Source organism: Bacillus sp. V3B (assembly GCF_024494465.1).
Classification (GTDB): Bacteria; Bacillota; Bacilli; order Bacillales; family Cytobacillaceae; genus Bacillus_BD.
Map to the genome: position 1 here is coordinate 103,769 of NZ_JAETXM010000003.1, position 26,392 is coordinate 130,160.

Consider the following 26,392-nt stretch of genomic DNA (forward strand, 5'->3'; position numbering starts at 1 on the left):
AAAAACGGGTCACCAGAAACAGCCTTGTCCATTGGGCAGGGCACTTTCCTTGCAATTTTTTGTCATAATAAGAAACTTATTGGATTTGTTACAACAAATTTACATAATAATAGTATAATCTTTTTAGAATACTCTAGAATGGGGCAGGATGAATGTAACTTCATTCAGCAAATGCTTTTTGTACCGAAAGCTTGCGACAGGTACAGAAGTCCTCCACTTCTGTAAGTGGGGGATGAATGCAAAAAGCTCTCTGATTCAGTGGGGGTTCAAACCCCAGCTGAATGAAGTTAAGCCTCCGGCGGATGCCTCGGATTTTTAAAGGTCATTTATCGAGCGAGCTCGACGACGGACAGGACGTCCTAGTCAGGCGAAAGCCACAGGATGTGGCTTTCTGAAGCGTGATAAAAATCCGGGCGCAAATTCGGCGGGGCGAATTTGATCTTTACTATTTTCGTTCTGATGATCGCTGAAAAATGATTTACAGGATATACGGGTTTACTTTTATTTGAATCAATAATAGTCTGTAAGAACGATAACGAAGATATCATTAACACAGCGATCCATAATTTGTATTCAGGATGTGAGAGGCTTGAAACCGTTATTATCTTTACTCATTTGGGCGGGAGCATTGGCTATTTCATATTATCTATATAAATGGCAGCTCGGAGCTATTCCATTCTTTTTATTATCTTTTTATTTTTTTAAACTAGCCAAAAAGGAATTATCAAAAAAATCTGAACGGGATGCTAAAGAAAGAAAGCAACTAGCCAGGAAAAAAATAGAGGGACTAAGGAAATAAGCGTGAAAATATACTAGATTCTACAGCTAGAGCTAGCATAAACCCCGAAAATTTGTTTATAATGGAGAATACGTAATTTGAGATTGACCAATACTTACCATTGCTTTATTAAAATGATTGATTTTGCCATGATCCTTAATGATGAATAGTGTGAGATAGAAAGGAAGTGCGGACCTTGAGTTTATTACAAGAATACTCAAAAGAAGAAGTACAAGAAATGTCTTTAATAGAGATTGCATATGAATTACTAACTGATAAAAAACAAGCCTTATCTTTTAAAGAAATAGTAGATGAAACTGCCAAGTTAAAAGGGTTAACAGAAAAAGAAATGAAAGAGAAAATTGCTCAATTTTATACAGATTTAAATATTGATGGTCGCTTTTTAGCGATTGGTGATAATCAATGGGGTTTAAGGGTTTGGTATCCGGTTGATCAAGTTGTAGAAGAAATTGTCAATCCTGTTAAAGCGAAAAAGAAGAAAAAGGCAAAGAAAAAAGCGGTCGATAAAGAAATTGATTTGGACGCTGGCTTTGATGATCCTGTCGAAGTAGAACTAGAGGAATTAGAGGTATTTGTTGAAGAAGAAGATGATGACGACGATGATATTGACTTGCTAGATGAGGATTTACTAGATGATGACGACGATGACGATGATGATGAAGATTTGGATGAGGATTTGGATGAGGATTTAAAAGAAGAATTTGATGATGATGACGAAGAGGAAGAAGAATTAGACGAAGATTCCGATTCAGCTGATAAAGAAGATAAGTGAAAATCGTCTTGACTTTTTGATACTCTACTTGTAGAATCATTTTTGGGCTCTTTTAAGAAGAACGATAAAATAAACGAGAGTAGCGCTCCCTTACTTTATTTAAGTAAGTGGAGCGTTTTTATTTTTTTATAAGAAAAGCGTAAGTTCCTGTGGACCAAAGTGAACTTATTTCTTTGAAATCATTTGAAAAAGAGTTACTTGGTGCTTAGAAGCGAGAAGCTAGATCATAATAATATTGAATCAATTATTTGTCTTTAAACAGAAGAAAATCTGTACAAACTGTTATTGAGGGGGAAAATAAACCATGACAAAATATATTTTTGTAACAGGTGGCGTTGTATCGTCACTTGGAAAGGGAATTACAGCGGCCTCATTAGGACGACTATTAAAAAACCGTGGTGTTAGCGTAACGATTCAGAAGTTTGATCCATATATTAACGTGGACCCTGGTACAATGAGTCCTTACCAGCACGGTGAAGTATTCGTAACAGACGATGGTGCTGAAACGGATCTAGACTTAGGACACTATGAACGCTTTATTGATATTAATCTTAATAAATACAGTAACGTTACAACAGGTAAAGTATATTCAGCTGTTTTGAAAAAAGAACGTCGTGGTGATTATTTAGGAGGAACGGTCCAAGTTATTCCTCATATTACGAACGAAATTAAAGAGCGTTTATTCCGTTCAGGCAGTGAAACAAACGCCGATGTTGTTATTACAGAAATTGGTGGTACCGTTGGAGATATCGAATCACTTCCATTTTTAGAAGCCATCCGTCAAGTGAAAAGTGATATTGGTTCTGAAAACGTGATGTATATTCACTGTACGCTTGTACCATACATTAAAGCAGCAGGTGAAATGAAAACAAAACCCACTCAACATAGCGTAAAAGAATTACGTAGCCTTGGTATTCAACCGAATATTATTGTTGTTCGTACGGAAATGCCGATTACACAAGATATGAAAGATAAGATTGCCCTTTTCTGTGATATCGATAAAAAATCAGTTATTGAATGTCAAGACGCAGACCATCTACTAGCCATACCACCAGCACTACAAGAACAAAAAATGGATTCAATTGTCTGCAATCATCTTAAACTAAATTGCCGTGAAGCTGACATGACAGAATGGACAGCGCTTCTTGAGAAAGTGCGTAATCTTTCTAAAAAGACAACGATTGGTCTTGTTGGTAAGTATGTTGAACTACAAGATGCATACCTTTCTGTTGTAGAAGCATTAAAACATGCAGGTTATTCGTTTGATTCAGACATTGATATTAAATGGATTAATTCTGAGGATTTAAATGTGGAGAATGTCGCTGAACAGTTAGAAAATGTAGACGGAGTTCTTGTTCCAGGTGGATTCGGTGACCGTGGAATTGAAGGAAAGATCGCGGCCATTCAATATGCTCGTGAACAAAAGAGACCATTCTTTGGAATTTGTCTTGGTATGCAATTGGCATCGATTGAATTTGCACGAAATGTCCTTTCTTTACAGGGAGCGCATTCGGCTGAAATTAATCCTGAAACATCACACCCAATCATTGATTTGCTTCCAGAACAAAAGGATGTTGAAGATCTTGGTGGTACGCTCCGCCTAGGTTTATATCCTTGTAAGTTGACGGAAGGTACAAAGGCGTATGAAGCCTATCAAGATGAAGTGGTATATGAACGTCATCGTCATCGTTATGAGTTCAATAATCATTATCGTCAAATGATGGAGAAGGAAGGCTTTATTTTCTCTGGAACAAGCCCTGATAGCCGTTTAGTTGAAGTCGTTGAACTCGCTGATCACCCATGGTTTGTAGCGTCACAATTCCATCCAGAGTTTATATCAAGACCAAACCGTCCGCAACCATTATTCCGTGAATTTATCGGAGCATCTTTAAAACATAGAGAAGAAAAGTAAGGATCCCTTCGCGGACAATCAAAAAAGAGCCTTGTTTCATTTGAAACAAAGCTCTTTTTTGAAAAATATTTATTCATATTCCACTAAAATTTCCTCAATGGTCAATTTTAAGGCATAATAAACAAATAAAGCAGCCATTGAAAAAGGATATCCACTGCGTCCCCCATCGTCATTGGGTATCAATCCCTTTTTTAACTGTAAATCAATGTGAACATCAGCCAGATCAACGATGGTTTCTTTGTTTGATTCGATGTGAGAAGCTATAGCAACAAAAGGAATTCCCTTTTCAGAGAGTTTTTTAGCCAATTGAAGTGCTTCTGAATCAGTGGAATAGCGAGAAACAAGCAGTACACGATCCATCATTGTGAGTTGTCCCAAGTCATCAACAGAATGTAAAGAGGTTGTATGGCTAAGGGGCTCAGCACCTTTTAGTGCTTCACACACAACAGCATCCATTTCAGCTGTCCCATATACGTAAATCGTATGATCTGCAATAGCCGCCTGTGCAAGTAAACGAGCGCCATCTTCAATCCATTCCGATTGTTTCTCTTGGATGCGTTGAAATAAACCATGTAATTGTGTGGTAAACATTTTTAACAAATTAAATCGCCTCCATTTGTTGTTCTATTATAAAAGTTTACAGAGTAAAGGTAAAATAAACTTTAACAGCGGCTATGTTAAATCTGACAAAAAAGGAAGGGATTTTACAAGGGGATATAGAATTAAATACTGAATATAAATGAACATGTCAATTAAACGTATTAAATAAAGGGGAAGAGGTGTCATAATGAAAAAGAAGATTCTTATAGTAGATGATCAGTTCGGAATCCGAATTTTACTGAATGAAGTACTGCAAAAGGAAGGCTATGATACCTATCAAGCGGCAAATGGTCTCCAGGCATTGGAAATAGTGAATGAAAATGTACCAGACCTTGTTTTACTTGATATGAAAATCCCAGGTATGGATGGCATTGAAATTTTAAAGCGAATGAAGAAAATCGAACCGAATATTAAAGCCATTATCATGACGGCGTATGGTGAATTGGATATGATTCAAGAAGCAATCGATTTAGGTGCGATCACTCATTTTGCTAAACCTTTTGATATTGAAGATATTCGGGTAACCGTAAAAAAGTACTTAGCTGAATTTCCATCGGCTTAATAGTCCATAAGTCCCCTTTCCGGAAAATATCTTAGGATTTTAGGAGGGGGAAGTATATGGAGACGCTAGCTATTTGCTGAAAAAATTCCGATTAGAACACGTATAATATTTCTTCCATTTATTCCTGATAGTGTATAAAACTGATCAGGAATATTAGCATTTCTATTATTATTTTGATATGATACAAATGGAATTCCAATGGATAAGTGGAACTGAATGATTACATATTTTTAGCGGTAGAGAGAAACTTACAATAGTTGCGAACCTATCCTAATGGAATAAACCAGATAACAGTAAGGGGGAACACAGATGCCGTTAGTTTCTATGACTGATATGTTGAAAAAGGCAAAGGCAGAAGGTTATGCAGTCGGCCAATTTAATGTAAATAATCTTGAATTTGCCCAAGCGATTCTTCAGGCTTCTGAAGAAGAGAAATCACCGGTTATTTTAGGGGTTTCTGAAGGCGCAGGGCGTTATATGAGCGGGTTCAAAACCGTTGTAAAAATGATTGAAGGTTTGTTAGAGGATCTTAAGGTAACGGTTCCAGTTGCGATTCATTTAGATCATGGCTCTAGTTTTGAAAAATGTAAAGAAGCGATTGAGGCTGGCTTTACATCTGTTATGATAGATGCTTCTCATCATCCATTTGAAGAGAATATTGAACTTACTTCAAAAGTAGTCGAATATGCTCATGCAAAAGGGATTTCTGTTGAAGCTGAATTAGGTACGGTTGGCGGACAAGAAGATGACGTAGTAGCAAATGGCGTTATTTATGCAGATGCCAAAGAATGTGATGAACTTGTCAAACGTACAGGAATTGATTGTTTAGCTCCTGCACTCGGATCTGTTCATGGTCCATATAAAGGGGAGCCAAACTTAGGTTTTAAAGAGATGGAAGAAATCGGAAACCTTGCGGATGTTCCGCTCGTTCTTCATGGTGGAACAGGGATTCCAACGAAGGATATTAAAAAGGCGATATCGTTAGGAACAGCAAAAATCAATGTCAATACGGAAAATCAAATTTCTTCAGCGAAACGTATTCGTGAAGTATTGGCAGATAATCCTAGTATGTACGATCCACGTAAATATTTAGGGCCTGCACGTGAAGCCATTAAAGAAACGGTTATTGGTAAAATTCGCGAGTTTGGTTCTGCAGGTAAAGCTTAAATCATTTTAATTTTTTAAGTATATAGTGAAACCGCCTTTTGACAGGGCGGTTTCAGCGTATTTTTCAACTCGTTGATCATACAACTGTCCTATGAAATCGACATTTTGTGTAAGATTTTTAATTAAGCGTGGTAGAATGAACAATAGATGGGAAAAATTTAAAAGATGTAAAAAATTTTAAAATGAAAGAGGTATACGGATGAAGTTTTTTATCGATACTGCAAATATGGAAGAAATTAAAGAAGCTTATGAATTAGGGTTTATCTCAGGTGTAACGACAAATCCTTCATTAGTGGCAAAAGAGAAAAATATCTCCTTCCATGATCGCCTTCGTGAGATTACATCACTTGTTCCTGGTTCAGTTAGTGGAGAAGTGATTGCGCTTGATGCGGAAGGGATGATTAGGGAAGGAAAAGAGTTGGCAGCAATTGCTCCAAATCTGACCGTGAAAATCCCAATGACTCCAGATGGGATGACTGCAGTTGCAGCCTTATCAAAAGAAGGCATTAAAACAAATGTAACGCTTATTTTCAGTGCCAATCAAGCATTGCTAGCTGCAAGAGCCGGTGCTACATATGTATCGCCTTTCCTAGGAAGATTAGATGATATCGGACATAATGGGCTTGATCTTATTTCAACGATTGCTGACATTTTTACCATTCATGGAATTGAAACAGAAATTATTGCAGCTTCCATTAGACATCCTCAACATGTAACGGATGCCGCTTTAAGAGGTGCACATATCGCAACGATTCCATACAAAATCATTAAACAATTATTTAGCCATCCGTTAACAGACAAAGGAATTGAAGCATTCCTTGCTGACTGGAAAACACTTTCATAAGAAAAGTGAAGGCGACTGTTCAGGAACGACAGGCATAAGGCGAGCTGGTGGGAAGGTTGTTCTTTACCCTTTCTGCCGGATTGACTTATGACCCGAGTTGCTAGGAGCCGCAACTAAACAAATAAGAAAAGCTGATTGATTATTGTTTAAGTCATCTTTAACCCTCGAATGACCATAGCCATTTTATTATTCCAACATATTATTTTTTAAAAAATGAATAAAAAAGGGAAAGTTTTTCCGATTTGATAGATGTAACCTCTTTTTTGTGTAAAATAGAAAGGTAAAGATCATTTGGCTTATTAATAGAAAAATGACTATGAATATATGCTTTGGAAAAAGGGTCAATAGGATTATTTGTACAAAAGAAAGTGTGAATTTTGACCGTTGATTCCTGTTTAGCGTAAGTAAGTAGCCTATCCCCCTTGAGGTCACAGGCTTGTCTTGTTCCGAAGACTCTTGCGCTTTTCTTAGTAGAAGGAAACGTTTTTCGTACAACATGAATTGGAAGGGAGTAGAAAATGGAAAAATTAATGATTGCAGGTGGCTACTCGTTAAAAGGAACCGTTCGGATTAGTGGTGCAAAAAATAGTGCAGTTGCCTTAATTCCAGCAACTATTTTAGCTGATTCTCCTGTAACGATTGAAGGACTACCTGATATTTCTGATGTCCAGATTTTAAAAGGATTGCTAGAAGAAGTAGGTGGGAGAGTAGCCATTTCAGATCATGACATGACCGTAGACCCCTCTTCCATGATTTCCATGCCCTTGCCAAACGGAAAAGTCAAGATGCTTCGTGCTTCCTATTATTTAATGGGAGCGATGCTGGGTCGTTTTAATAAAGCTGCCATTGGTTTGCCTGGTGGGTGTCATCTCGGGCCAAGACCCATCGATCAGCATATAAAAGGTTTTGAAGCACTTGGTGCAAGTGTAAGCAATGAACAAGGTGCCATCTATTTACGTGCAGAACAACTAAAGGGTGCACGTATTTACTTGGATGTTGTCAGTGTTGGAGCTACCATTAATATTATGCTAGCAGCTGTTCGTGCAAAAGGACGTACAGTTATTGAAAATGCGGCAAAGGAACCTGAAATCATTGATGTTGCAACCCTTTTGACAAATATGGGAGCAAAAATCAAAGGGGCAGGTACAGATGTCATTCGAATCGATGGTGTAGACAAGCTACATGGTTGCCGCCATACGATTATTCCTGACCGCATTGAAGCAGGTACCTATATCATTCTTGGGGCAGCAGCGGGAGAGGGTATCCTCATTGATAATGTGATTCCACAACATTTGGAATCCTTAATTGCAAAACTTCGTGAAATGGGCGTCCAAATTGATATAAAGGATGACCAAATCTTTGTTCGTTCTGTTCCAAAAATGAAAGCCGTCGATATTAAAACGCTTGTCTATCCAGGTTTTCCAACAGACTTGCAGCAACCTCTTACTTCTCTATTAACAAGGGCAGAGGGAACAAGTATGGTAACTGATACCATTTATGGAGCTCGTTTTAAACATATTGATGAATTAAGAAGAATGAATGCAAAAATCAAAGTAGAAGGACGCTCTGCCGTTATTAGTGGACCGATTCAGCTAGAAGGAGCAAAAGTGAAAGCGAGTGATTTACGAGCAGGTGCTGCGCTTGTGATTGCTGGACTAATAGCTAATGGGGTAACAGAAGTAACAGGTCTTGAACATATTGATAGAGGTTATAGTCATATGGTAGAGAAATTAAATGGATTGGGTGCGACCGTTTGGCGTGAGAGCCTATCTCACCAAGAAATAGAACAAACGAAAAATGCTTAACGAAGGAAAACATGAAAAGCTAGAATTTTGGGAGGAAGAAAAATGGAAAGAAGTTTAACAATGGAATTAGTTCGTGTAACAGAAGGTGCAGCACAGGAATCAGCTCGCTGGATGGGTAGAGGAAAAAAAGATGAAGCCGATGATGCTGCAACAACTGCTATGCGTGATGTATTTGATACGGTACCGATGCAAGGTGTTGTTGTAATTGGTGAAGGCGAAATGGATGAGGCACCGATGCTTTATATCGGTGAGAAATTAGGAACAGGGGTCGGACCAGCGGTTGATGTGGCTGTCGATCCAGTTGAAGGGACAGAAATCGTCGCAGCAGGTGGATGGAATGCCCTTGCCGTGCTTGCGATTGCCGATCAAGGAAATCTTCTTCATGCTCCAGATATGTATATGGATAAAATTGCTGTAGGACCTGAATCTGTTGGGATGATCGATATTGATGCACCGGTTATTGATAATATTAAAGCCGTTGCCAAAGCAAAAAATAAGCCAATCGAAAATGTTGTCGTGACGATATTAAACCGTGAACGTCATCAAGATATTATTAGTCAAGTTCGTGAATCAGGTGCTCGGATTAAGTTAATTGAAGCTGGTGACGTAGCAGGAGCGATCAACACGGCATTCGATCATACTGGAGTTGACTTATTATTAGGATCAGGTGGGGCACCAGAGGGTGTACTTGCAGCCGTTGCTTTGAAATGTCTAGGTGGAGAGTTACAAGGGAAGTTACTTCCGCAAAATGACGAAGAACTTGCACGTTGTAAGGAAATGGGCGTAGACCCAAATAAAGTCTTGCTTATGGAAGATCTAGTAAAAGGTGATGACGCTATTTTTGCTGCAACAGGTATAACAGATGGAGAATTATTACGTGGAGTCCAATTCACACATGGATATGCAACAACCCATTCTGTTGTTATGCGTGCAAAATCAGGTACAGTTCGTTTTATCGAAGGTCGACATAGCTTAGAAAAGAAACCTCATTTAGTCATGAAATAATGAAAGAGAAACATAACTAGAGTAACTCATAAAGTGTCCGACACTACTGACAAACCAATATTTAGATGCTCCATCCTCATTGTTTGCACTAGGTATTGACTAGTAGTGTCTGATATCTTTCCTTGAGTCAGCCCCAGTTCTAGAAAGATAACAATTCAATTCATTCCCTTTTTTAAAAAATAGATTGATTTATTTTCACCTTAGAGGGTAAAATAGAGAATATTTTTGTCTTCGCTTGATCAATACTCACGTAAAAGACATTCTTCAATTTTTAATAGTACCTCAATATAAATATAATCTTTCCTTTGCCTTTCATAATGTCATGCCAGAGGATTCTGCTGGTTCCGGGAATGATAGAAAATTCAAAAGAGTGGTGTAATCATGGGATTAAATATATCAATTTTAGAAAATATGAAGTTGAAAGAACTTTATGAATTAGCTAGAGAATATAAAGTATCATACTACAGTAAGCTCACGAAAAAAGAATTAATTTTTGCCATCTTAAAAGCACGTGCTGAACAAGAAGGGTACTTTTTTATGGAAGGTGTCCTCGAAATTATTCAATCAGAAGGTTTCGGTTTTTTAAGACCGATCAATTACTCACCAAGTTCCGAAGATATTTATATTTCTGCTTCACAAATCCGCCGCTTCGATTTGCGCAATGGAGATAAAGTATCAGGAAAGGTACGGCCACCAAAAGAAAATGAACGTTATTTTGGCTTGCTTCAAGTGGAGGCGGTGAATGGAGCTGATCCAGAGACCTCGAAGGAACGTGTTCATTTTCCAGGTTTAACACCTTTATATCCGGACCGTCAAATGAAACTAGAAACGTCACATGGAAATATTTCCACACGAATCATGGATGTGGTTGCACCTGTTGGGTTTGGTCAGCGTGGGTTGATTGTGGCGCCGCCAAAAGCAGGTAAAACGATGCTTATTAAAGAGATTGCTAACAGCGTCACAACGAACCATCCAGAAGCCGAATTAATTGTTCTCCTCATTGATGAGCGACCAGAAGAAGTAACAGATATTGAACGTTCCGTTGCTGGAGATGTTGTTAGTTCAACATTTGATGAAGTGCCTGAGAACCATATTAAAGTGGCTGAATTAGTGTTGGAGCGTGCGATGCGTCTTGTTGAGCATAAGCGTGATGTGGTCATTTTAATGGATAGTATCACAAGGCTGGCGCGTGCATACAATCTCGTCATTCCGCCAAGTGGACGTACACTATCAGGAGGAATTGACCCCGCTGCTTTCCACCGTCCAAAACGCTTTTTCGGGGCTGCCCGTAATATTGAAGAAGGTGGTAGCTTAACGATATTAGCCACTGCTCTTGTGGATACAGGCTCAAGGATGGATGACGTCATTTATGAAGAGTTTAAAGGAACAGGAAATCTCGAACTTCATCTCGATCGCTCTCTAGCAGAAAGAAGAATTTTCCCTGCAATCGACATTCGTCGTTCGGGTACAAGGAAAGAAGAACTTCTTATTCCGAAAGATCAGCTTGATTTATTATGGGCGATTCGTAAATCGATGTCAGATTCCTCAGACTTTGGGGAAAAGTTCCTCCGTAAATTAAAGCAGTCAAAGTCAAATGAAGACTTCTTTGCTCAATTAAAAGATGAAGTGAAAGCAAAAAGATCTTAATCAGGGAAAAATATGAAGTTGCAATTGGAAATAGACCTTGCTATAATATGAAGAGTGTTTTTCAGTACTAGAGCGTATATTATTTGCGCTGTCACATATAACTCTGTTTCGAAAGATTCAGGGCGGAAGGAGATGAAAGGTATGAAATCAGGAATTCATCCAAATTATACAAAAGCCACGGTGAAATGTTCATGTGGTAATGAATTTGAAACCGTATCAGCGAAAGAAAGCATCCGTGTTGAGACATGTTCAGAATGTCACCCATTCTACACAGGACGTCAAAAGTTTGCTGAAGCAGGCGGTCGTGTCGATCGTTTCAATAAAAAATACGGCATTAAGTAATGTAAAACGCAATGCAAAACAGGCAGATTTTTATTCTTGCCTGTTTTTTAATGTCTTAATATAGGGTAATATAAAAAAAGAGGTGAATATGAATGCAAATGTTTGATCGTCTGCAAGCAGTTGAAGATCGCTATGATAGGCTAAACGAGCTATTAAGTGATCCATCGATTGTAAATGACTCAAAGAAGTTACGTGATTACTCCAAGGAGCAATCCGATATACAAGAGACGGTTCATGCTTATCGTGAATACAAAGAGGTACATGAACAGTTAAAAGAAGCAAAAGAAATGTTAGATGAAAAGCTTGACCCGGACATGCGGGAAATGGTGAAAGAAGAAATGCACGAGTTGGAAGATCAAGTAGAAGAACTTGAGGCTCGATTAAGAATTCTATTAATTCCGAAAGACCCGAATGATGATAAAAACGTAATCATGGAGATTCGTGGTGCTGCTGGTGGAGATGAAGCCGCTCTATTTGCTGCTGACTTATATCGTATGTATAGTAAGTTTGCAGAAACACAAGGTTGGAAGATTGAGGTCATTGATGCAAGCTCATCTGGTGTTGGTGGCTATAAAGAGATTATCTTTATGATTAATGGTCGTGGTGCCTATTCAAAGTTGAAATTTGAAAATGGTGCACACCGGGTTCAGCGCGTTCCGGAAACGGAATCAGGTGGACGCATTCATACGTCAACAGCAACGGTTGCCTGTCTTCCTGAAACAGAGGAAGTAGAAATTGAGATTCATGAAAAGGATATCCGTGTCGATACGTTTGCCTCAAGCGGACCAGGTGGACAAAGTGTAAACACGACCATGTCAGCGGTTCGTCTTACACATTTACCAACAGGTACGGTTGTTTCTTGTCAAGATGAGAAGTCACAAATCAAAAATAAAGCAAAAGCGATGAAGGTTCTTCGTGCCCGTGTGTATGATAAGTTTCAACGGGAAGCACAGGCAGAGGTTGATCAACAACGAAAATCGGCAGTTGGAACGGGTGACCGTTCAGAACGTATTCGAACTTATAATTTCCCACAAAATCGTGTAACAGACCACCGTATTGGTTTAACGATTCAGAAACTGGATCAAATCCTGCAAGGAAAGCTTGATGATGTGGTTAATGCTCTTATTATGGAAGAGCAGTCAAGTAACTTGGAAAGTGCAGAGGATTAAGCAATGGGTAAAGTGTACGAAGCTCTTCAATGGGCTTCTTCTTTTTTTAGTGAGCATAAACGTGATGAAAACGCTGGAGAACTATTGCTGCGTTTTTTCTTACATATGGATCGTTCGACGTTACTAGCGAATTTGCGTGAGGAGCTTGATCAGGATGTGTTCTTTCGCTTTCAAGACGCTGTCATTCTTCATGCTGAAGGGAAGCCTGTTCAGTATATCATGGGGTTTGAAGAGTTTTACGGGAGGTCGTTTGCTGTAAATGAACATGTGTTGATTCCACGTCCTGAAACAGAGGAGCTTGTATTGGGAGCTATACAACGTATCGAAGAGTTATTTGGGAAGAATGAGGTTGTGGATGTAGTTGATGTTGGAACAGGAAGCGGTGCGATTGCGTTAACACTTAAATTGGAGAGACCCCAGCTTAACGTAACAGCAAGTGATATTTCGGAAGCTGCTCTTAGAGTGGCTTCTGAAAATGCTGCACACCTTTCTGCAGATGTTCAATTTGAAACAGGAGATTTACTACAGCCTTTTCTAGAGAAAGGGAAAAAATTTGCTGTAGTGATCTCTAATCCACCTTATATCCCGCTTGAAGACAAGAGGAGTATGTCTGTCGTCGTCACAGATCATGAACCACATGGGGCCCTTTTTGCTGGAGAAGATGGACTTGATTTGTATCGAAGGCTAGCAGAAGAGCTTCCTTTCGTTTTAAAGGAAAAAGCGCTCGTTGGCTTTGAGGTCGGTGCTGGACAAAGCGAAGCCGTCACAGGTCTACTGCAGCAGGCATTACCAACCGCCAAAATAGAAACCGTCTACGATATTAATGGCAAAGACCGCATCGTCTTCGCCACAATAGGATCGGTGCCTGACACCGCAAAAAGACAGAATAGCTAAAAGTGTCCATCTGCGGTGCCAGGCACCGTAAATGGACCTTTTTTTTATCATTTATTAATGATAAATCCACTTATTTCGGGGATAGGGTGCACCTGATCTTCCGTTTGCTCTTGTTAAATTCATATTTTTTATTTTTACTAGTTTAAAAACCTGGCATTGTGTCCACAATGGGTTAGTGAAGGGACGGTGTCAGAGATGAAAAGGCAATATCTAGCAATCATTTATTTATTATTCCTATCAATCGGTACTATTTTCAGCTTATATATTCCTAAAAATGAAGTAACCGCGAATGACGCGCTTATTATACCAAATGATGCGATTCGCCTTCGAATACTGGCCAACAGTGATAGTGTGCAAGATCAAGAAATCAAAAGGTTGGTTAGAGATGAAGTGAATAAAGAAATTACCAAATGGGTTTCAGCTATCGCGTCAAAAGAAAAAGCAAAAAAGATCATGCAATCTGGCTTACCAGAGCTTCAACAGATTGCAGAACAAGTTCTTGAAAAAGAAAACGTAAACCAAACAGTGAAAGTTGAGTTTGGAAAAGTAGAATTCCCGACTAAGTTATATGGACAGTTTTTATACCCTGCCGGTGAGTATGAAGCTATTCTCATTACGCTTGGAGAAGGAGTAGGTGCAAATTGGTGGTGCGTCTTATTCCCACCTCTATGCTTCCTTGATTTCTCAAACGGTGTGGCAGTAAGTGAAGGATTTGATGAGGCAGAGGAAAAGGAAGCAGAGGAACAAAGGGAACCAGTAGAGACGGTTGAAGAAAGCAATGAACAAGAGACAGTGGCAGTAAGTGAAGAAGGATTCGAAGAGGCAGAAGAAAAGGAAGCAGAGGAACAAAAGGAATCAGTAGAGACGATTGAAGAAAGCAATGAACAAGAGACAGTGGCAGTAAGTGAAGGGTTTGAAGAGGCAGAAGAAAAGGAAGCAGAGGAACAAAGGGAACCAGTAGAGACGGTTGAAGAAGGCAATGAACAAGAGACAGTGGCAGTAAGTGAAGGGTTTGAAGAGGTAGAAGAAAAGGAAGCAGAGGAACAAAAGGAATCAGTAGAGGCAGTTAAAGAAAGCAATAAAAAACAGGTAGCTAATCAGAAAATAGAACAACCTCCCGTTTATATAAAAGAAGACGAAGGGCCTGTAGAAGTAAAATTTTTTATAAAAGAAATATGGGATGAAATATTTGGTTAAACGAATAGGGAAGAAGAAGGTAGAAAGTGACCTCTTCTTCCTTATTTTATTCCGGGTCGGCTAAGTGAAACGTAACTCCATTTTACTCCAACCGTAAAAATAAAGGAAAATCAGGTTCTACTTTCTCTATCTTTTCATATTCATAGATTAATAGTTGAAAATAGGGGGAAGGAAAATGAACTCAGTTATTCGTCGTGCAGAGATTGAAGATACACAAAGCTTAGTGGCTTTTTTAAAACAGGTAGGGTTAAATACAGATGGTATAGCGGAAACGATTGATTCCTTTTTAATTATGGAGGATGAGAGTGGGAGAATAGAAGCTACCATCGGCATGGAGCCATTTGGTGACGTGGGTCTATTACGTTCTCTTGTGATGACGACTCAAGCTTCAGAAAACGATTTATTCCTATTGTTTGAGCAAATGTTCTTATTAGCAAAAGATAAAGGGATGAAAGAGATTTTTATGGCTACAAACAAATTAGGAGCGATGAAACTAGTCGAGCTTCTTGGTTTTCAACAAGTAAATAAAACAGACTTACCAAATGTTCTTTGCCAATCTGAACATGTCCAACATATTCTTACTGTGGATAACTCTGAATTTTTGAAGTTAACTTTCTGATTTTTGTGAATATCCACAAAGTTATCCACAAAATCAACTTTATTGTCCACAATTTGTGGATAAGACTTGAGTTGTGAATGATCTTCTTTTATACTTTCAAAGGAAAATAGCTTAATGGACAACATATTTTAGAACTTTTGAAGGTGGAAGATGATGAACACAAATTATTGGTCGGTGGATAAAGTTGTGGATAGTCTGGAAAACAATCCACAAATTAAACAGGCTGCTGATCTTTTAAGAGAAAATGAGGTCGTTGCTTTTCCGACTGAAACAGTTTACGGCCTTGGAGGAAATGCGAAAAGTGATCAAGCTGTTGAGAAAATATTTGTCGCAAAAGGAAGACCGAGTGATAATCCTTTAATTGTCCATATTGCTCAACAAAGTCAACTGGATGAATTTGTTGAGCGTGTCTCAGATAAAGCTCAAACATTAATGGATCATTTTTGGCCGGGACCATTGACGGTTATTTTTAATTATAAAAAAGGTTCTCTTTCCAAAAAAGCAACAGCTGGATTGAAAACTGTTGCCGTCAGAATGCCAGATCATCCGGTTGCGATGGCGATTTTGAAAAGATGCGGGCTGCCGATTGCTGCACCAAGTGCGAATCGTTCAGGTAAGCCGAGCCCAACAACGGCGAGTCATGTAAAGGAAGACCTAGACGGAAGAATCGCTGGGATTGTGGACGGCGGAGCGACAGGTGTTGGAGTGGAATCGACTGTCATTGATTGTACAGCGAGTATTCCGGTCATTCTTCGTCCAGGTGGAGTGACGAAAGAGCAGATGGAAGCCGTTATCGGTGAGGTCCATTCTGACCCTGCATTAACGGATGCAACGGAAGCGCCAAAATCACCTGGGATGAAATATCGACACTATGCACCAGATGCGCCGCTCTCTCTTGTAGAGGGGACGAAGGAGCAGATTCAGTCATTGATTCGTGAGCGGAAGAAGGAAGGTCTAAAGGTAGGGGTTCTGACAACAAAAGAAAATGAATCCTACTATGATGCGGATTATGTTTTCGTATGTGGGGAACGTAGATATCTCGAGACGGTGGCCAGTTCGATTTATGAAGCATTACGAAGTTTTGATAAGCAAGAAGTCGATCTTATTTATAGTGAAATGTTTCCAAATGAAGGGGTAGGAAATGCCATTATGAATCGTTTGTTAAAAGCTGCAGGTCAACGAGTGATAAAAGGATAACTTTTTTAAGGGAAAGTCTCAATTAAGAGTTGTTGAGATGTAAGATTGGACCAGGAAACAGACGTGTTCCTGGTATTTTTTTGAAAGATAGCTGATTTTCAAGTTATCCGTAAAAATCAGAGAGGTATCCGTTAGTTAATATTAAATGGGAAAGTATCGCGTAAATGAGTGCTTCTAAAAACCTTCGGACATGCATAAGTTGAAATAGCACGTCCGAGGGGGAATCAAGATGCCTGAAGTCATTGGGGAAATCGTCACAATTATTATAATGGCCTTTGCACTTGGAATGGATGCCTTTTCTATTAGTTTAGGAATGGGGATGTATAGGCTAGGTCTAAGACAAGTTTTCAAAATTGGAGTAACGATCGGAATCTTTCATATTTTTATGCCGCTCTTTGGAATCATTGCGGGTCGATTTTTATCGGAACAATTTGGCCATATTGCTGCATATATCGGTGGGGCTCTATTGCTAATACTAGGCGTGCAAATGATATGGTCAAGCCTCGGAAAACAGGAAGGGAGCCTAATGACACCAGTTGGATACGGCCTATTTGTTTTTGCGCTAAGTGTCAGCCTTGATAGCTTCTCTGTTGGATTATCTTTAGGTATATATGGCGCACAAACCGTTCTTGTCCTTATTTGCTTTGGAGCAGGTGCGACCCTTTTATCTTGGCTTGGACTCATGATTGGACGAAGAGTTCATGCATTGCTTGGCAAATATAGTGAAGTATTTGGCGGAGCGATACTGCTTTTCTTTGGGATTAAGTTACTATTCCCGCTCTAACCTAAGTAATTAAGTTAAAAGACACCTGTTAATGGGTGTTTTTTTAGGAGTAGAAGGTAGTGCCTGCTTCTTTCCATTCGTATTTTAGAAGAAGTGATTTCAAGTTGTAAAAATTAGAAAAAGATTCAAACGATGTCTATGGAACTAGCTTAAATTATCATATAATGAAATAAAGGGAGATGTTTTAAATGACTCGTGTTTTATTTGTTTGTACGGGCAATACGTGTAGAAGTCCGATGGCGGAAGCATTACTCAAAAGTATGGAGCTTCCAGGAATTGAGGTTTGTTCTGCAGGAATCTATGCTGAAAATGGGAGTGCCGCTTCAACGAATGCGAAAAAGGTACTGGATAAGCAAGCGATCCCTCATGATCATCAATCTTCGATGTTAACGGACAAGCTGGTAGAGGGGGCTGATTATATCTTAACCATGACACTAGGACATAAATCAGCAGTCATGAACAGATTTCCAAACGCTCACCTTAAAACGTTTACACTAAAGGAATTTGCCCAATTAAATGGGAATCAAGATATTGCCGATCCATTCGGTGGATCAGAAGACATGTATCGAGCCGCTTTTTCTGAAATCAAGGAGGCTATTGAAAAAATAGTGGAAAGATTAAAGGAAAATACATAAAAGAACAAGCTGAAAAGTTAAAACGTACGATTGCAAGATTTAAGATATAAGAATAGTATGTAAGCGCAGATATCGTACAGATGTCTGTGTTTTTTATGGGACACTGATTATTATTTTTTTAGAAGAATGAAGAAGTCTTTTTTATTCGCTGTGAATATGGCAATATAAAGATAAGGTCAAATGATACTCAATAATGGGGGGTTATTTTATGAAAATAGCAATTGCATCAGATCATGGCGGCGTGAACATTCGTGAAGAAATCAAAAAACTAATGGATGAATTAGGAATGGAATATCAAGACTTTGGCTGTGAATGTGGCGAGTCTGTAGACTATCCTGATTATGCTTTACCAGTAGCGGAAAAGGTAGCAAGTGGCGAATTTGATAGAGGAATCTTGATTTGTGGGACAGGCATTGGCATGAGTATCGCAGCCAATAAAGTACAGGGAATCCGTTGTGCCCTTGTACATGATTGTTTCACCGCTAAAGTAACGCGTGAACATAATGATAGCAATATTCTTGCTATGGGAGAGCGTGTCATTGGACCGGGTCTCGCACGAGAAATTGCGCAAATATGGTTAACAAGTGAATTTGAAGGCGGACGTCACGCAAACCGAGTTGGAAAAATAACGGAGTATGAAAGTAAATAGGGATAAGCTTGAAAGGTTTACGAGAAAATATACAAGAGTCTATGAGAAACAATGATGTACATATTTTAATTGTATGAATGGTAAAGATTCCATTCTACGAGTAACCATGATAAACATCTGTAAGACTAAAGGGAGATGTTTAAATGAATACAAACACCATTAAAGAACAAACAGCCCAAATTCTTACTGAGTTTGGGCAGCAAGCAGGATTAGGAAAGCAGCATGTTCTTGTCATAGGCTGTAGTACAAGTGAAGTGTGTGGTGGGAAAATTGGAACATCTGGTACCAGTGAGGTAGCCGAAGTTCTGTTTACAGAGCTGCAGAAATTTCATAAGGATTATGGTGTGGCTCTTGCTTTTCAATGCTGTGAACATTTAAATCGAGCATTAGTAGTGGAAAGAGAAACAGCTGAAAAATATTTTCTGGAAATCGTATCGGTAGTGCCTGTCCGTAAAGCAGGTGGTGCGATGGCTACCTATGCTTTTGAACATATGGTCGATCCTGTTGTGGTGGAATTTATTAAAGCAGACGCAGGGATTGATATTGGTGACACCTTGATTGGGATGCACTTAAAACATGTAGCTGTTCCGATTCGTACGTCTACCCATTCGATTGGAAAGGCTCATGTGACAATGGCTAAAGTGCGGTCGAAACTAATTGGTGGCGAGCGGGCAGTGTATGAAGTGACAAAATTCAATCAATCTTGCTATTAGGACAAGTGAAATAAGTCGAAAAAAGTAGAATTAACAGTTTTTTTAAGAATGTTTATTCATTGTTCTTGTAAAACGTGTTAAGATTGAAATAGTGATTATTTTTAATAAGTATAAATTTTTTCGGGATTGAAAGAGGAGGATATTAATGAAACACGTAGCTCAGCAGGATGGGAAAGTTTACCAAGCGATACAACAAGAGCTTGGTCGTCAACGTTCAAAAATCGAACTCATTGCATCGGAAAACTTTGTGAGCGAAGCCGTTATGGAAGCACAAGGTTCCGTTTTAACCAATAAATATGCTGAAGGATATCCAGCAAAGCGCTATTATGGTGGCTGCGAATATGTAGATATCGTTGAAGATATTGCTCGTGATCGCGCGAAGGAAATCTTTGGTGCTGAGCACGTCAATGTACAACCTCACTCTGGTGCTCAAGCGAATATGGCTGTTTATTTTACGATTTTAGAGCCAGGTGACACTGTTTTAGGAATGAACCTTTCTCATGGTGGTCACTTAACGCATGGTAGCCCAGTAAACTTTAGTGGCGTTCAATACAATTTTGTTGATTATGGTGTGGATAAAGAAGGTCAGCGTATTAATTACGAGGATGTATTAGAGAAAGCACGTGAACATAAACCAAAATTGATCGTTGCTGGTGCAAGTGCCTATCCTCGTGAGATTGACTTCAAAAAGTTCCGTGAAATCGCTGATGAAGTAGGAGCTTATTTAATGGTTGATATGGCCCATATCGCTGGTCTTGTTGCAGCTGGTCAACATCAAAATCCAGTTCCTTATGCTGATTTCGTGACAACGACTACGCATAAAACATTACGTGGTCCACGTGGTGGTATGATCCTATGTAAAGAAGAGTTTGCAAAGAAAATTGACAAGTCTATTTTCCCTGGAATTCAAGGTGGCCCATTGATGCATGTAATTGCAGCAAAAGCAGTGGCTCTTGGTGAAGTTCAAGAAGATAGCTTTAAAGAATATGCGAAGAATATCATCGCAAATGCAAAACAATTAGCAGAAGGATTACAAAAAGAAGGATTAGAACTTGTTTCTGGCGGAACAGACAATCATCTATTATTAGTGGATGTTCGCTCTCTTGGTTTAACAGGTAAAGTAGCTGAGAAAGTGCTTGATGAAGTGGGCATCACGGTAAATAAAAATACGATTCCTTATGATCCAGAAAAACCATTTGTCACAAGTGGTGTTCGTATCGGAACGGCGGCTGTTACTTCTCGCGGCTTCGGAGCGGAAGAAATGAACGAAATTGCATCCATTATTGGTTTTACTTTGAAAAATCATGAGGATGAAGCGAAGTTAAAAGAAGCAGCACAACGTGTTGAAGATCTAACAAGCAAGTTCTCTTTGTATCCAGAGTATTAATAAATAGAATGCTGGCCTCATGGGTCAGCTTCTTTTTTGATCGGACCTTTTACTTGTAGATGAAGAAGTCACGCCTTAAGCATTTCGCAGCTGATCACGGCGTCTCCACTTTTCTTCATTTTTACACTTTACCGATCGAGTTGCTCTTAGCGTTTTTTTTCTGTAAAATGAGACGAAGTGAAAATAGGCTATGATTTTACAAATTAGATAGCCTTCATAAAGGAGCGATTCTAGTGGCAAAAGTATTTGTTTTTGATCATCCACTTATTCAGCATAAACTTACATATATTCGACAAAAGAATACAGGGACAAAGGAATTCAGAGAATTGGTTGACGAAGTGGCTACTTTGATGGCTTTCGAAATTACTCGTGACATGTCTTTAGAAGAAATTGAAATTGAAACACCGGTAACCGTAACAAAGTCAAAAGTGCTTTCTGGTAAGAAAATCGGGATTGTTCCGATCTTGCGTGCAGGAATCGGTATGGTTGATGGGGTTCTAAAATTAATTCCGGCGGCAAAAGTAGGGCATGTCGGTTTATATCGCGATCCAGAGACATTAACACCCGTTGAATATTATGTGAAACTTCCAAGCGATGTAGAAGAAAGAGACTTCATTGTGGTAGATCCAATGCTTGCGACAGGAGGGTCTGCGATTGCAGCGATTAACTCGTTAAAGAGTCGCGGTGGGAAAAGCATTAAGTTCATGTGCTTGATTGCTGCTCCAGAAGGCGTAGAAGCATTAAAAGAAGCTCATCCTGATGTCGATATTTATATCGCTGCTCTTGATGAGAAATTAAATGATCACGGCTATATCATTCCAGGTCTAGGCGACGCCGGTGACCGCTTATTTGGCACGAAGTAAAACGAAAAGCGGAAGTGGCTCGCCCAGGGACGACATGCTTAAGATGGTTCGGGGGGAAGGTTGTTTTTTAACCTTCACATCCGAAACAGCTTAAGACCTCGAGTCCCTAGCCACAGGAGCTGGATAAACGAAAAGCGGAAGTGGCTTGACGGAGGAATGTTGACGTCAGCCAATTTTTAATAAGATAAAGAGAGGGTGTTATTAGTGAATCGCCCAATAAAAGTGATGACCATTTTTGGGACAAGACCAGAAGCAATCAAAATGGCTCCGCTCGTACTCGAATTGCAAAAACACCCTGAGCATTTTGAATCCATCGTAACCGTAACGGCTCAACACCGACAAATGCTTGATCAAGTATTAAGCATTTTTGAGATTGTTCCTGACTATGACTTAAATATTATGAAGGATCGACAAACCTTAATCGGTGTGACCACACGTGCACTTGAAGGACTGGATAAAGTCATGAAAGAAGTAAAACCAGATATCGTGTTAGTTCATGGTGATACATCGACAACCTTTGTAGCTAGTCTTGCAGCCTTCTATAATCAAATTACTGTCGGTCATGTAGAAGCAGGTCTTCGAACATGGAATAAATATTCGCCGTTTCCAGAGGAGATGAATCGCCAACTAACAGGTGTGATAGCGGATCTGCATTTTTCACCAACTTCAAAGTCAGCTGATAATCTCATTCAGGAAAATAAACAAAAAGACCGTATTTTCATTACTGGAAATACAGCCATTGATGCCTTGAAAACAACCGTTAAAGAAGAATATAGTCATGAAGTTCTAGATTCGGTTGGAGACGACCGGTTAATTCTACTAACGGCCCATCGTCGTGAAAACTTAGGTGAACCGATGAGAAATATGTTCCGTGCGATTAAACGGATTGTTGAAGAACATAGTGATATTAAAGTTGTTTATCCAGTCCATATGAATCCAGCGGTAAGAGAAGTAGCCGATGAAATTCTCGGAAATGACTCGCGTATTCAATTAATCGAGCCGCTTGATGTTATTGATTTTCATAACTTCGCTAGCAGAGCCCATCTCATCTTAACGGATTCAGGCGGTGTGCAAGAAGAAGCGCCATCTCTCGGTGTTCCAGTCCTCGTCCTGCGAGATACAACGGAAAGACCAGAGGGAATCGAAGCAGGTACATTAAAACTCGCTGGAATCGAAGAAGAAACGATTTATTCACTAGCAAAAGAATTACTGACCAATTCGAATGAATATGAAAGAATGACTAAAGCCGCAAACCCATACGGAGATGGAGAGGCCTCCCGTCGAATTTGTGAAGCCATCCGCTTTCATTTTAATCAAACCGATCAACGTCCGGACGAATACAAGTAGGTTAGTTGAAAAACCAGCTGCATTTGTAACGGGTTCACATCAAAAGTGCAAACAATTACATATCAAAGCAATGCACATGAGAGTTCATATATGAACTCTCATGTGCATTTTTATTGGTTACATTCAGCTTTTTTCATCTAAAAAGGCTTTAAAGGGCAAAATCAGATAGGGTCTCAAGAAAAAAAGTCCTTCATAAAGCTCTAAAGGAAAAATTAATGAAAGGAATAAGAGAAATGTTTAAATAGGTCGTTTTTTTATCGGGGTCCCCCTCTACCGCATACAAACTCCTTCATAAGCAAATCCTATAAAAAAAGGAGGGCTATCTGTGAAAAAAATGAGCATAATGTTATTGTTATTTTTCCTTTTTACTACACAAGCAGTCACGGCAAGACCATCTTCTAACATACCTCCGCTACCAGCATTGGATCAATATTCAGAACAAATCGCTATTTTTATGATCAACCAAGAACTTACAGAAGATGAAATCCTCCATCTACTGCAAAAATATCCCCATATTCAACTACGGAAAACTTTTAAATATGCGTTAAACGGTTTCTCGGCCATAGGATCTCAAAAAAGTCTGGAACAGCTAGCAAAAGAAGAGCCGATTTCAAAACTATCAGTCGTGAACCATTATAAAGTTTCCGCTACCACCTATCAGCAAGGGGATAACATCAAAATTATTGGCGGTGAACAAGTAAGAGGAATATTTGACAAACAAAACAGACGTTTAACAGGGAAAGGCATCAAAATAGGGGTAATTGATACAGGCATCGATTATCGTCACGAGGATTTACGAAAAAGTTATGGAGGTGGATATGATGTCGTCGATGGGGATGGCGACCCAATGGAGACAAATGATGTAAACGGCGTGAATACTCTACATGGGACCCATGTGGCTGGTGTTATCGCGGCGAATGGTCGCATGAAAGGAGTAGCACCAGAAGCCACCATTTTAGCTTACCGTGCCCTAGGTCCAGGAGGAGCAGGCACAACAGAGCAGGTGATTGAAGCAATCGATCAAGCCATCGACGACAAGGTAGATATACTAAATTTATCACTTGGAAATAATGTGAACGGACCTGATTTGCCGTTAAGTGTAGCGCTCAATAATGCGGTTGACCATGGGATCACAGCTGTCACATCATCTGGAAATTCTGGGCCAAACATCTGGACCGTTGGTACACCTGGAACGGCTTCTAAAGCCATTTCAGTAGGTGCCTCGACCCCAACGATGAAAATCCCTTATATTGAAATAGGTGGTGAAAGGATTCGATTAGAACCTTTACAAGGCTCAGTCGAATGGGATTTAGATCGAACGTACGAACTGAAGAACGGTGGTATTGGAAAAGTGGAGCAACTAAAAAACGTTCAGGGGAAAATTGCCTTAATTGAACGAGGCGAACTTACTTTTTCAGAAAAAGTAAATAACGCAAAGAGCGCAGGTGCAATAGCCGTAATCATTTATAATAATACAAGTGGACCCTTTAGAGGAAACCTTGATCAAACGAGCACCATTCCTGTCATGAGTATGACAAAAAAAGAAGGAGAAAAACTGAAAAAGAAAATAGACAAAGGAGTTACACAGGTAAAGACTCTAATAATAGAAGAAAAAGATATTCTCGCTGACTTTAGTTCAAGAGGACCTGTTACATCCACTTGGGAAATCAAGCCCGACATCCTTGCACCAGGTGTAGCGATCACGAGCACCGTTCCAAGAGGATATCTTTCACTTCAAGGTACAAGTATGTCATCCCCCCATGTGGCAGGTGCGTGTGCGCTAATTAAACAAGCACATCCAGAATGGGGTCCGGAAAAAATCAAAGCGGCTCTTATGAACTATGCGAAGCCCCTTCGCAACAAAGAAGGAAAATACTACAAAACATATGAGCAAGGAGCTGGAAGAATACAATTAAAGGAGTCAATTGAAGCAGAAGTGTTGGTGTACCCAGCTTCTTTACAGTTTGGCAAGTTTCAGTTTTCAGATCGTATCCATGAACATGAAGCGATTGTAACAGTTGAAAATACAACTTCAAAAACAAAGAAACTCACGTTTGAGAATCCAAAACAGGAACCAGGAATAAATTGGGATATACCAATGTCTTCTTTACTAAGGGCAGGAGAAAAAAGAGATGTTACAATAAGTATGTCGGCTGACCCAAAAATCTTTAAGAAGAAAATACAAGATGGCATGCTAACGATTCGTAGTGATGGAAAAAACATTCAAGTTCCGTATTTATTTGTGTTAGAAGAACCAGATTATCCACGAGTCATGGGGTTTGACTTTGGAGCTGGGGATGAAAAAGGAACCTTTCGCTATGAAGTGTATCTACCGGGAGGGGCAGATGAGTTTGGAATTGCCCTCTTTGATGTCGATACGTATCAATTCATACAATTTATAGATTGGAAAAGAAATATAGATAAAGGCCTCATTCAACAAGAGATATCTGAGGATAAGCTTCCAACGGACGGATTGTATGTAGCAAAGGTATTTGCTAGAAAAGCGGGACAAGAAGACTGGATTGAAACGTATCTTCAAATCGAAACAAGTAGAAAATGACAAAATACGACAATAATAAATAAGTTAACGATGGTTAATATAGCGAAAAATGTGAAAAAAGTGTGAACGAAGTCAAAATTGAAAAAAAATTGCGTGTTAACACATTGACATAGATAAATGGCTATTGTATGCTTACAAAGGGTAAAATGGGAGGGCTTCCAAGAGCAAATGAACCACCTCTTTCAGTTCAATAAAATACTATTATATATTCCTCCAGTCCGCTATATTATTTTCATTCAATTAAGCTAACGATGCTTTAATCGTTATAAGTGCTTGTAAAATAATGCGATTTTTGATTATAATAAAAATAGTGTTTTGAGGTAACAATATTTTTATGTTTACAATGGAGCATTTTGAAGGTTAAAGGAATGTCTTCCTATGTGAAAATATTACCATTTCAAATCATGTCTGCTATTCTCTAGCATTCGGTCATCTTAATAAAGCGAAACCATGATTGTTCATGATTAGCCATAATGAGGTGAGGGGCACATTCATACGACCCAACAATTCAGCATAGGAGAATATACAGGTATGTCGGAATATAACATGATCTTTATCCGATCACGTAAATACATAGTTAATTTGTTAGCTGTTTATGCAATTGGTTGGGGTTTCACATCTTATCAATCAATTTTTTTAGGACTTATACTTGGTACAAGCCTAAGCCTTTTTAATTTATGGCTGTTAGTTAGAAAAACAGATCAATTTGGAGATGTGGTGGAAAAGGGCGGGAAAATGCGATCGCTAGGATTTTTATCCAGAATAGCGGCAGCAATCTTTGCAGTGATGCTTTCTTTAGAATATCCCGAGTATTTCCATCTTATAAGTGTGGTTATTGGATTAATGACATCCTATATTGTCATTATGATAGATAGTTTTTTTCAACTTTTTCATTTACATAAATAGCGGGGGAAGAGAGGTGA

Annotated in this window: 25 protein-coding genes; 24 read left to right on the forward strand and 1 reads right to left on the reverse strand. The window is 39.2% G+C overall.

What is annotated here, in order from left to right; genetic code table 11:
• The first annotated feature begins 589 nt into the window (after positions 1 to 589).
• The 3 genes from JMM81_RS06340 to JMM81_RS06350 all read left to right on the forward strand — a co-directional run bounded on the left by JMM81_RS06340 (position 590) and on the right by JMM81_RS06350 (position 3,483).
• Positions 590 to 799 (forward strand): hypothetical protein, encoded by a 210-nt coding sequence (locus JMM81_RS06340; protein ID WP_256240697.1) that lies wholly within the window; start codon positions 590 to 592, stop codon positions 797 to 799.
• A gap of 175 nt (positions 800 to 974) precedes the next feature.
• Entirely contained in the window at positions 975 to 1,571 is a 597-nt protein-coding gene (rpoE, locus tag JMM81_RS06345; protein ID WP_305367729.1) for a DNA-directed RNA polymerase subunit delta, read from the forward strand.
• Positions 1,572 to 1,875: 304 nt separating this feature from the next.
• Positions 1,876 to 3,483, forward strand: coding sequence for a CTP synthase (locus tag JMM81_RS06350; RefSeq protein ID WP_256240698.1), 1,608 nt, complete (start codon positions 1,876 to 1,878; stop codon positions 3,481 to 3,483).
• Positions 3,484 to 3,552: 69 nt separating this feature from the next.
• Here JMM81_RS06350 and JMM81_RS06355 read toward each other — a convergent pair whose 3' ends face one another.
• The gene (locus tag JMM81_RS06355) at positions 3,553 to 4,074 is read right to left on the reverse strand and encodes a DUF2529 domain-containing protein (protein WP_375162354.1); all 522 of its coding nucleotides are present in this window, start codon (positions 4,072 to 4,074) and stop codon (positions 3,553 to 3,555) included.
• A gap of 193 nt (positions 4,075 to 4,267) precedes the next feature.
• Between JMM81_RS06355 and JMM81_RS06360 the strand changes: the two genes are divergently transcribed.
• From JMM81_RS06360 to JMM81_RS06460, 21 genes are all read left to right on the forward strand, one after another.
• On the forward strand, positions 4,268 to 4,645 hold the full coding sequence (locus JMM81_RS06360; RefSeq protein ID WP_256240850.1) for a response regulator: 378 nt from the start codon (positions 4,268 to 4,270) through the stop codon (positions 4,643 to 4,645).
• Between the two features lie 309 nt (positions 4,646 to 4,954).
• A complete protein-coding gene (locus JMM81_RS06365; protein ID WP_256240702.1) occupies positions 4,955 to 5,812 on the forward strand; it encodes a class II fructose-bisphosphate aldolase in 858 nt (285 codons plus the stop codon).
• 199 nt (positions 5,813 to 6,011) lie between these two features.
• Positions 6,012 to 6,656, forward strand: coding sequence for a fructose-6-phosphate aldolase (gene fsa, locus JMM81_RS06370; protein WP_256240703.1), 645 nt, complete (start codon positions 6,012 to 6,014; stop codon positions 6,654 to 6,656).
• A gap of 518 nt (positions 6,657 to 7,174) precedes the next feature.
• Entirely contained in the window at positions 7,175 to 8,461 is a 1,287-nt protein-coding gene (locus JMM81_RS06375) for a UDP-N-acetylglucosamine 1-carboxyvinyltransferase (RefSeq protein WP_256240705.1), read from the forward strand.
• A gap of 42 nt (positions 8,462 to 8,503) precedes the next feature.
• The gene (glpX, locus tag JMM81_RS06380) at positions 8,504 to 9,466 is read left to right on the forward strand and encodes a class II fructose-bisphosphatase (RefSeq protein ID WP_256240706.1); all 963 of its coding nucleotides are present in this window, start codon (positions 8,504 to 8,506) and stop codon (positions 9,464 to 9,466) included.
• Positions 9,467 to 9,847: 381 nt separating this feature from the next.
• On the forward strand, positions 9,848 to 11,113 hold the full coding sequence (gene rho / locus JMM81_RS06385; RefSeq protein ID WP_305367731.1) for a transcription termination factor Rho: 1,266 nt from the start codon (positions 9,848 to 9,850) through the stop codon (positions 11,111 to 11,113).
• Between the two features lie 141 nt (positions 11,114 to 11,254).
• Positions 11,255 to 11,455, forward strand: coding sequence for a 50S ribosomal protein L31 (gene rpmE, locus JMM81_RS06390; RefSeq protein WP_256240707.1), 201 nt, complete (start codon positions 11,255 to 11,257; stop codon positions 11,453 to 11,455).
• A gap of 98 nt (positions 11,456 to 11,553) precedes the next feature.
• A complete protein-coding gene (gene prfA, locus JMM81_RS06395; RefSeq protein WP_256240852.1) occupies positions 11,554 to 12,624 on the forward strand; it encodes a peptide chain release factor 1 in 1,071 nt (356 codons plus the stop codon).
• 3 nt (positions 12,625 to 12,627) lie between these two features.
• Positions 12,628 to 13,518 (forward strand): peptide chain release factor N(5)-glutamine methyltransferase, encoded by an 891-nt coding sequence (gene prmC / locus JMM81_RS06400; RefSeq protein WP_256240708.1) that lies wholly within the window; start codon positions 12,628 to 12,630, stop codon positions 13,516 to 13,518.
• A 195-nt stretch (positions 13,519 to 13,713) separates the two neighbouring features.
• A complete protein-coding gene (spoIIR, locus tag JMM81_RS06405) occupies positions 13,714 to 14,715 on the forward strand; it encodes a stage II sporulation protein R (protein WP_256240709.1) in 1,002 nt (333 codons plus the stop codon).
• Between the two features lie 175 nt (positions 14,716 to 14,890).
• A complete protein-coding gene (locus JMM81_RS06410; RefSeq protein WP_256240710.1) occupies positions 14,891 to 15,334 on the forward strand; it encodes a GNAT family N-acetyltransferase in 444 nt (147 codons plus the stop codon).
• A gap of 153 nt (positions 15,335 to 15,487) precedes the next feature.
• Positions 15,488 to 16,531 carry an L-threonylcarbamoyladenylate synthase gene (locus JMM81_RS06415; protein ID WP_256240854.1) on the forward strand — a complete coding sequence of 348 codons (1,044 nt, stop codon included), beginning with the start codon at positions 15,488 to 15,490 and terminating at the stop codon, positions 16,529 to 16,531.
• Between the two features lie 229 nt (positions 16,532 to 16,760).
• Positions 16,761 to 17,315 carry a manganese efflux pump MntP gene (locus JMM81_RS06420; RefSeq protein ID WP_256240711.1) on the forward strand — a complete coding sequence of 185 codons (555 nt, stop codon included), beginning with the start codon at positions 16,761 to 16,763 and terminating at the stop codon, positions 17,313 to 17,315.
• Between the two features lie 188 nt (positions 17,316 to 17,503).
• Positions 17,504 to 17,950, forward strand: coding sequence for a low molecular weight protein arginine phosphatase (locus JMM81_RS06425; RefSeq protein WP_256240712.1), 447 nt, complete (start codon positions 17,504 to 17,506; stop codon positions 17,948 to 17,950).
• A gap of 208 nt (positions 17,951 to 18,158) precedes the next feature.
• Positions 18,159 to 18,599 (forward strand): ribose 5-phosphate isomerase B, encoded by a 441-nt coding sequence (gene rpiB, locus JMM81_RS06430; RefSeq protein WP_256240713.1) that lies wholly within the window; start codon positions 18,159 to 18,161, stop codon positions 18,597 to 18,599.
• Between the two features lie 143 nt (positions 18,600 to 18,742).
• Positions 18,743 to 19,312, forward strand: a complete 570-nt coding sequence (locus JMM81_RS06435) for a TIGR01440 family protein (protein ID WP_256240714.1) — start codon at positions 18,743 to 18,745, stop codon at positions 19,310 to 19,312.
• Between the two features lie 145 nt (positions 19,313 to 19,457).
• Positions 19,458 to 20,699: a serine hydroxymethyltransferase gene (locus JMM81_RS06440; RefSeq protein WP_256240715.1), complete on the forward strand. Its 1,242-nt coding sequence runs from the start codon at positions 19,458 to 19,460 to the stop codon at positions 20,697 to 20,699.
• A gap of 233 nt (positions 20,700 to 20,932) precedes the next feature.
• Positions 20,933 to 21,562, forward strand: coding sequence for a uracil phosphoribosyltransferase (upp, locus tag JMM81_RS06445; RefSeq protein WP_256240716.1), 630 nt, complete (start codon positions 20,933 to 20,935; stop codon positions 21,560 to 21,562).
• Between the two features lie 204 nt (positions 21,563 to 21,766).
• The gene (wecB, locus tag JMM81_RS06450) at positions 21,767 to 22,909 is read left to right on the forward strand and encodes a non-hydrolyzing UDP-N-acetylglucosamine 2-epimerase (RefSeq protein ID WP_309143474.1); all 1,143 of its coding nucleotides are present in this window, start codon (positions 21,767 to 21,769) and stop codon (positions 22,907 to 22,909) included.
• Between the two features lie 334 nt (positions 22,910 to 23,243).
• On the forward strand, positions 23,244 to 25,469 hold the full coding sequence (locus JMM81_RS06455; RefSeq protein WP_305367739.1) for a S8 family serine peptidase: 2,226 nt from the start codon (positions 23,244 to 23,246) through the stop codon (positions 25,467 to 25,469).
• Between the two features lie 531 nt (positions 25,470 to 26,000).
• Positions 26,001 to 26,375: an ATP synthase subunit I gene (locus tag JMM81_RS06460; protein ID WP_256240717.1), complete on the forward strand. Its 375-nt coding sequence runs from the start codon at positions 26,001 to 26,003 to the stop codon at positions 26,373 to 26,375.
• Positions 26,376 to 26,392: the final 17 nt, after the last annotated feature.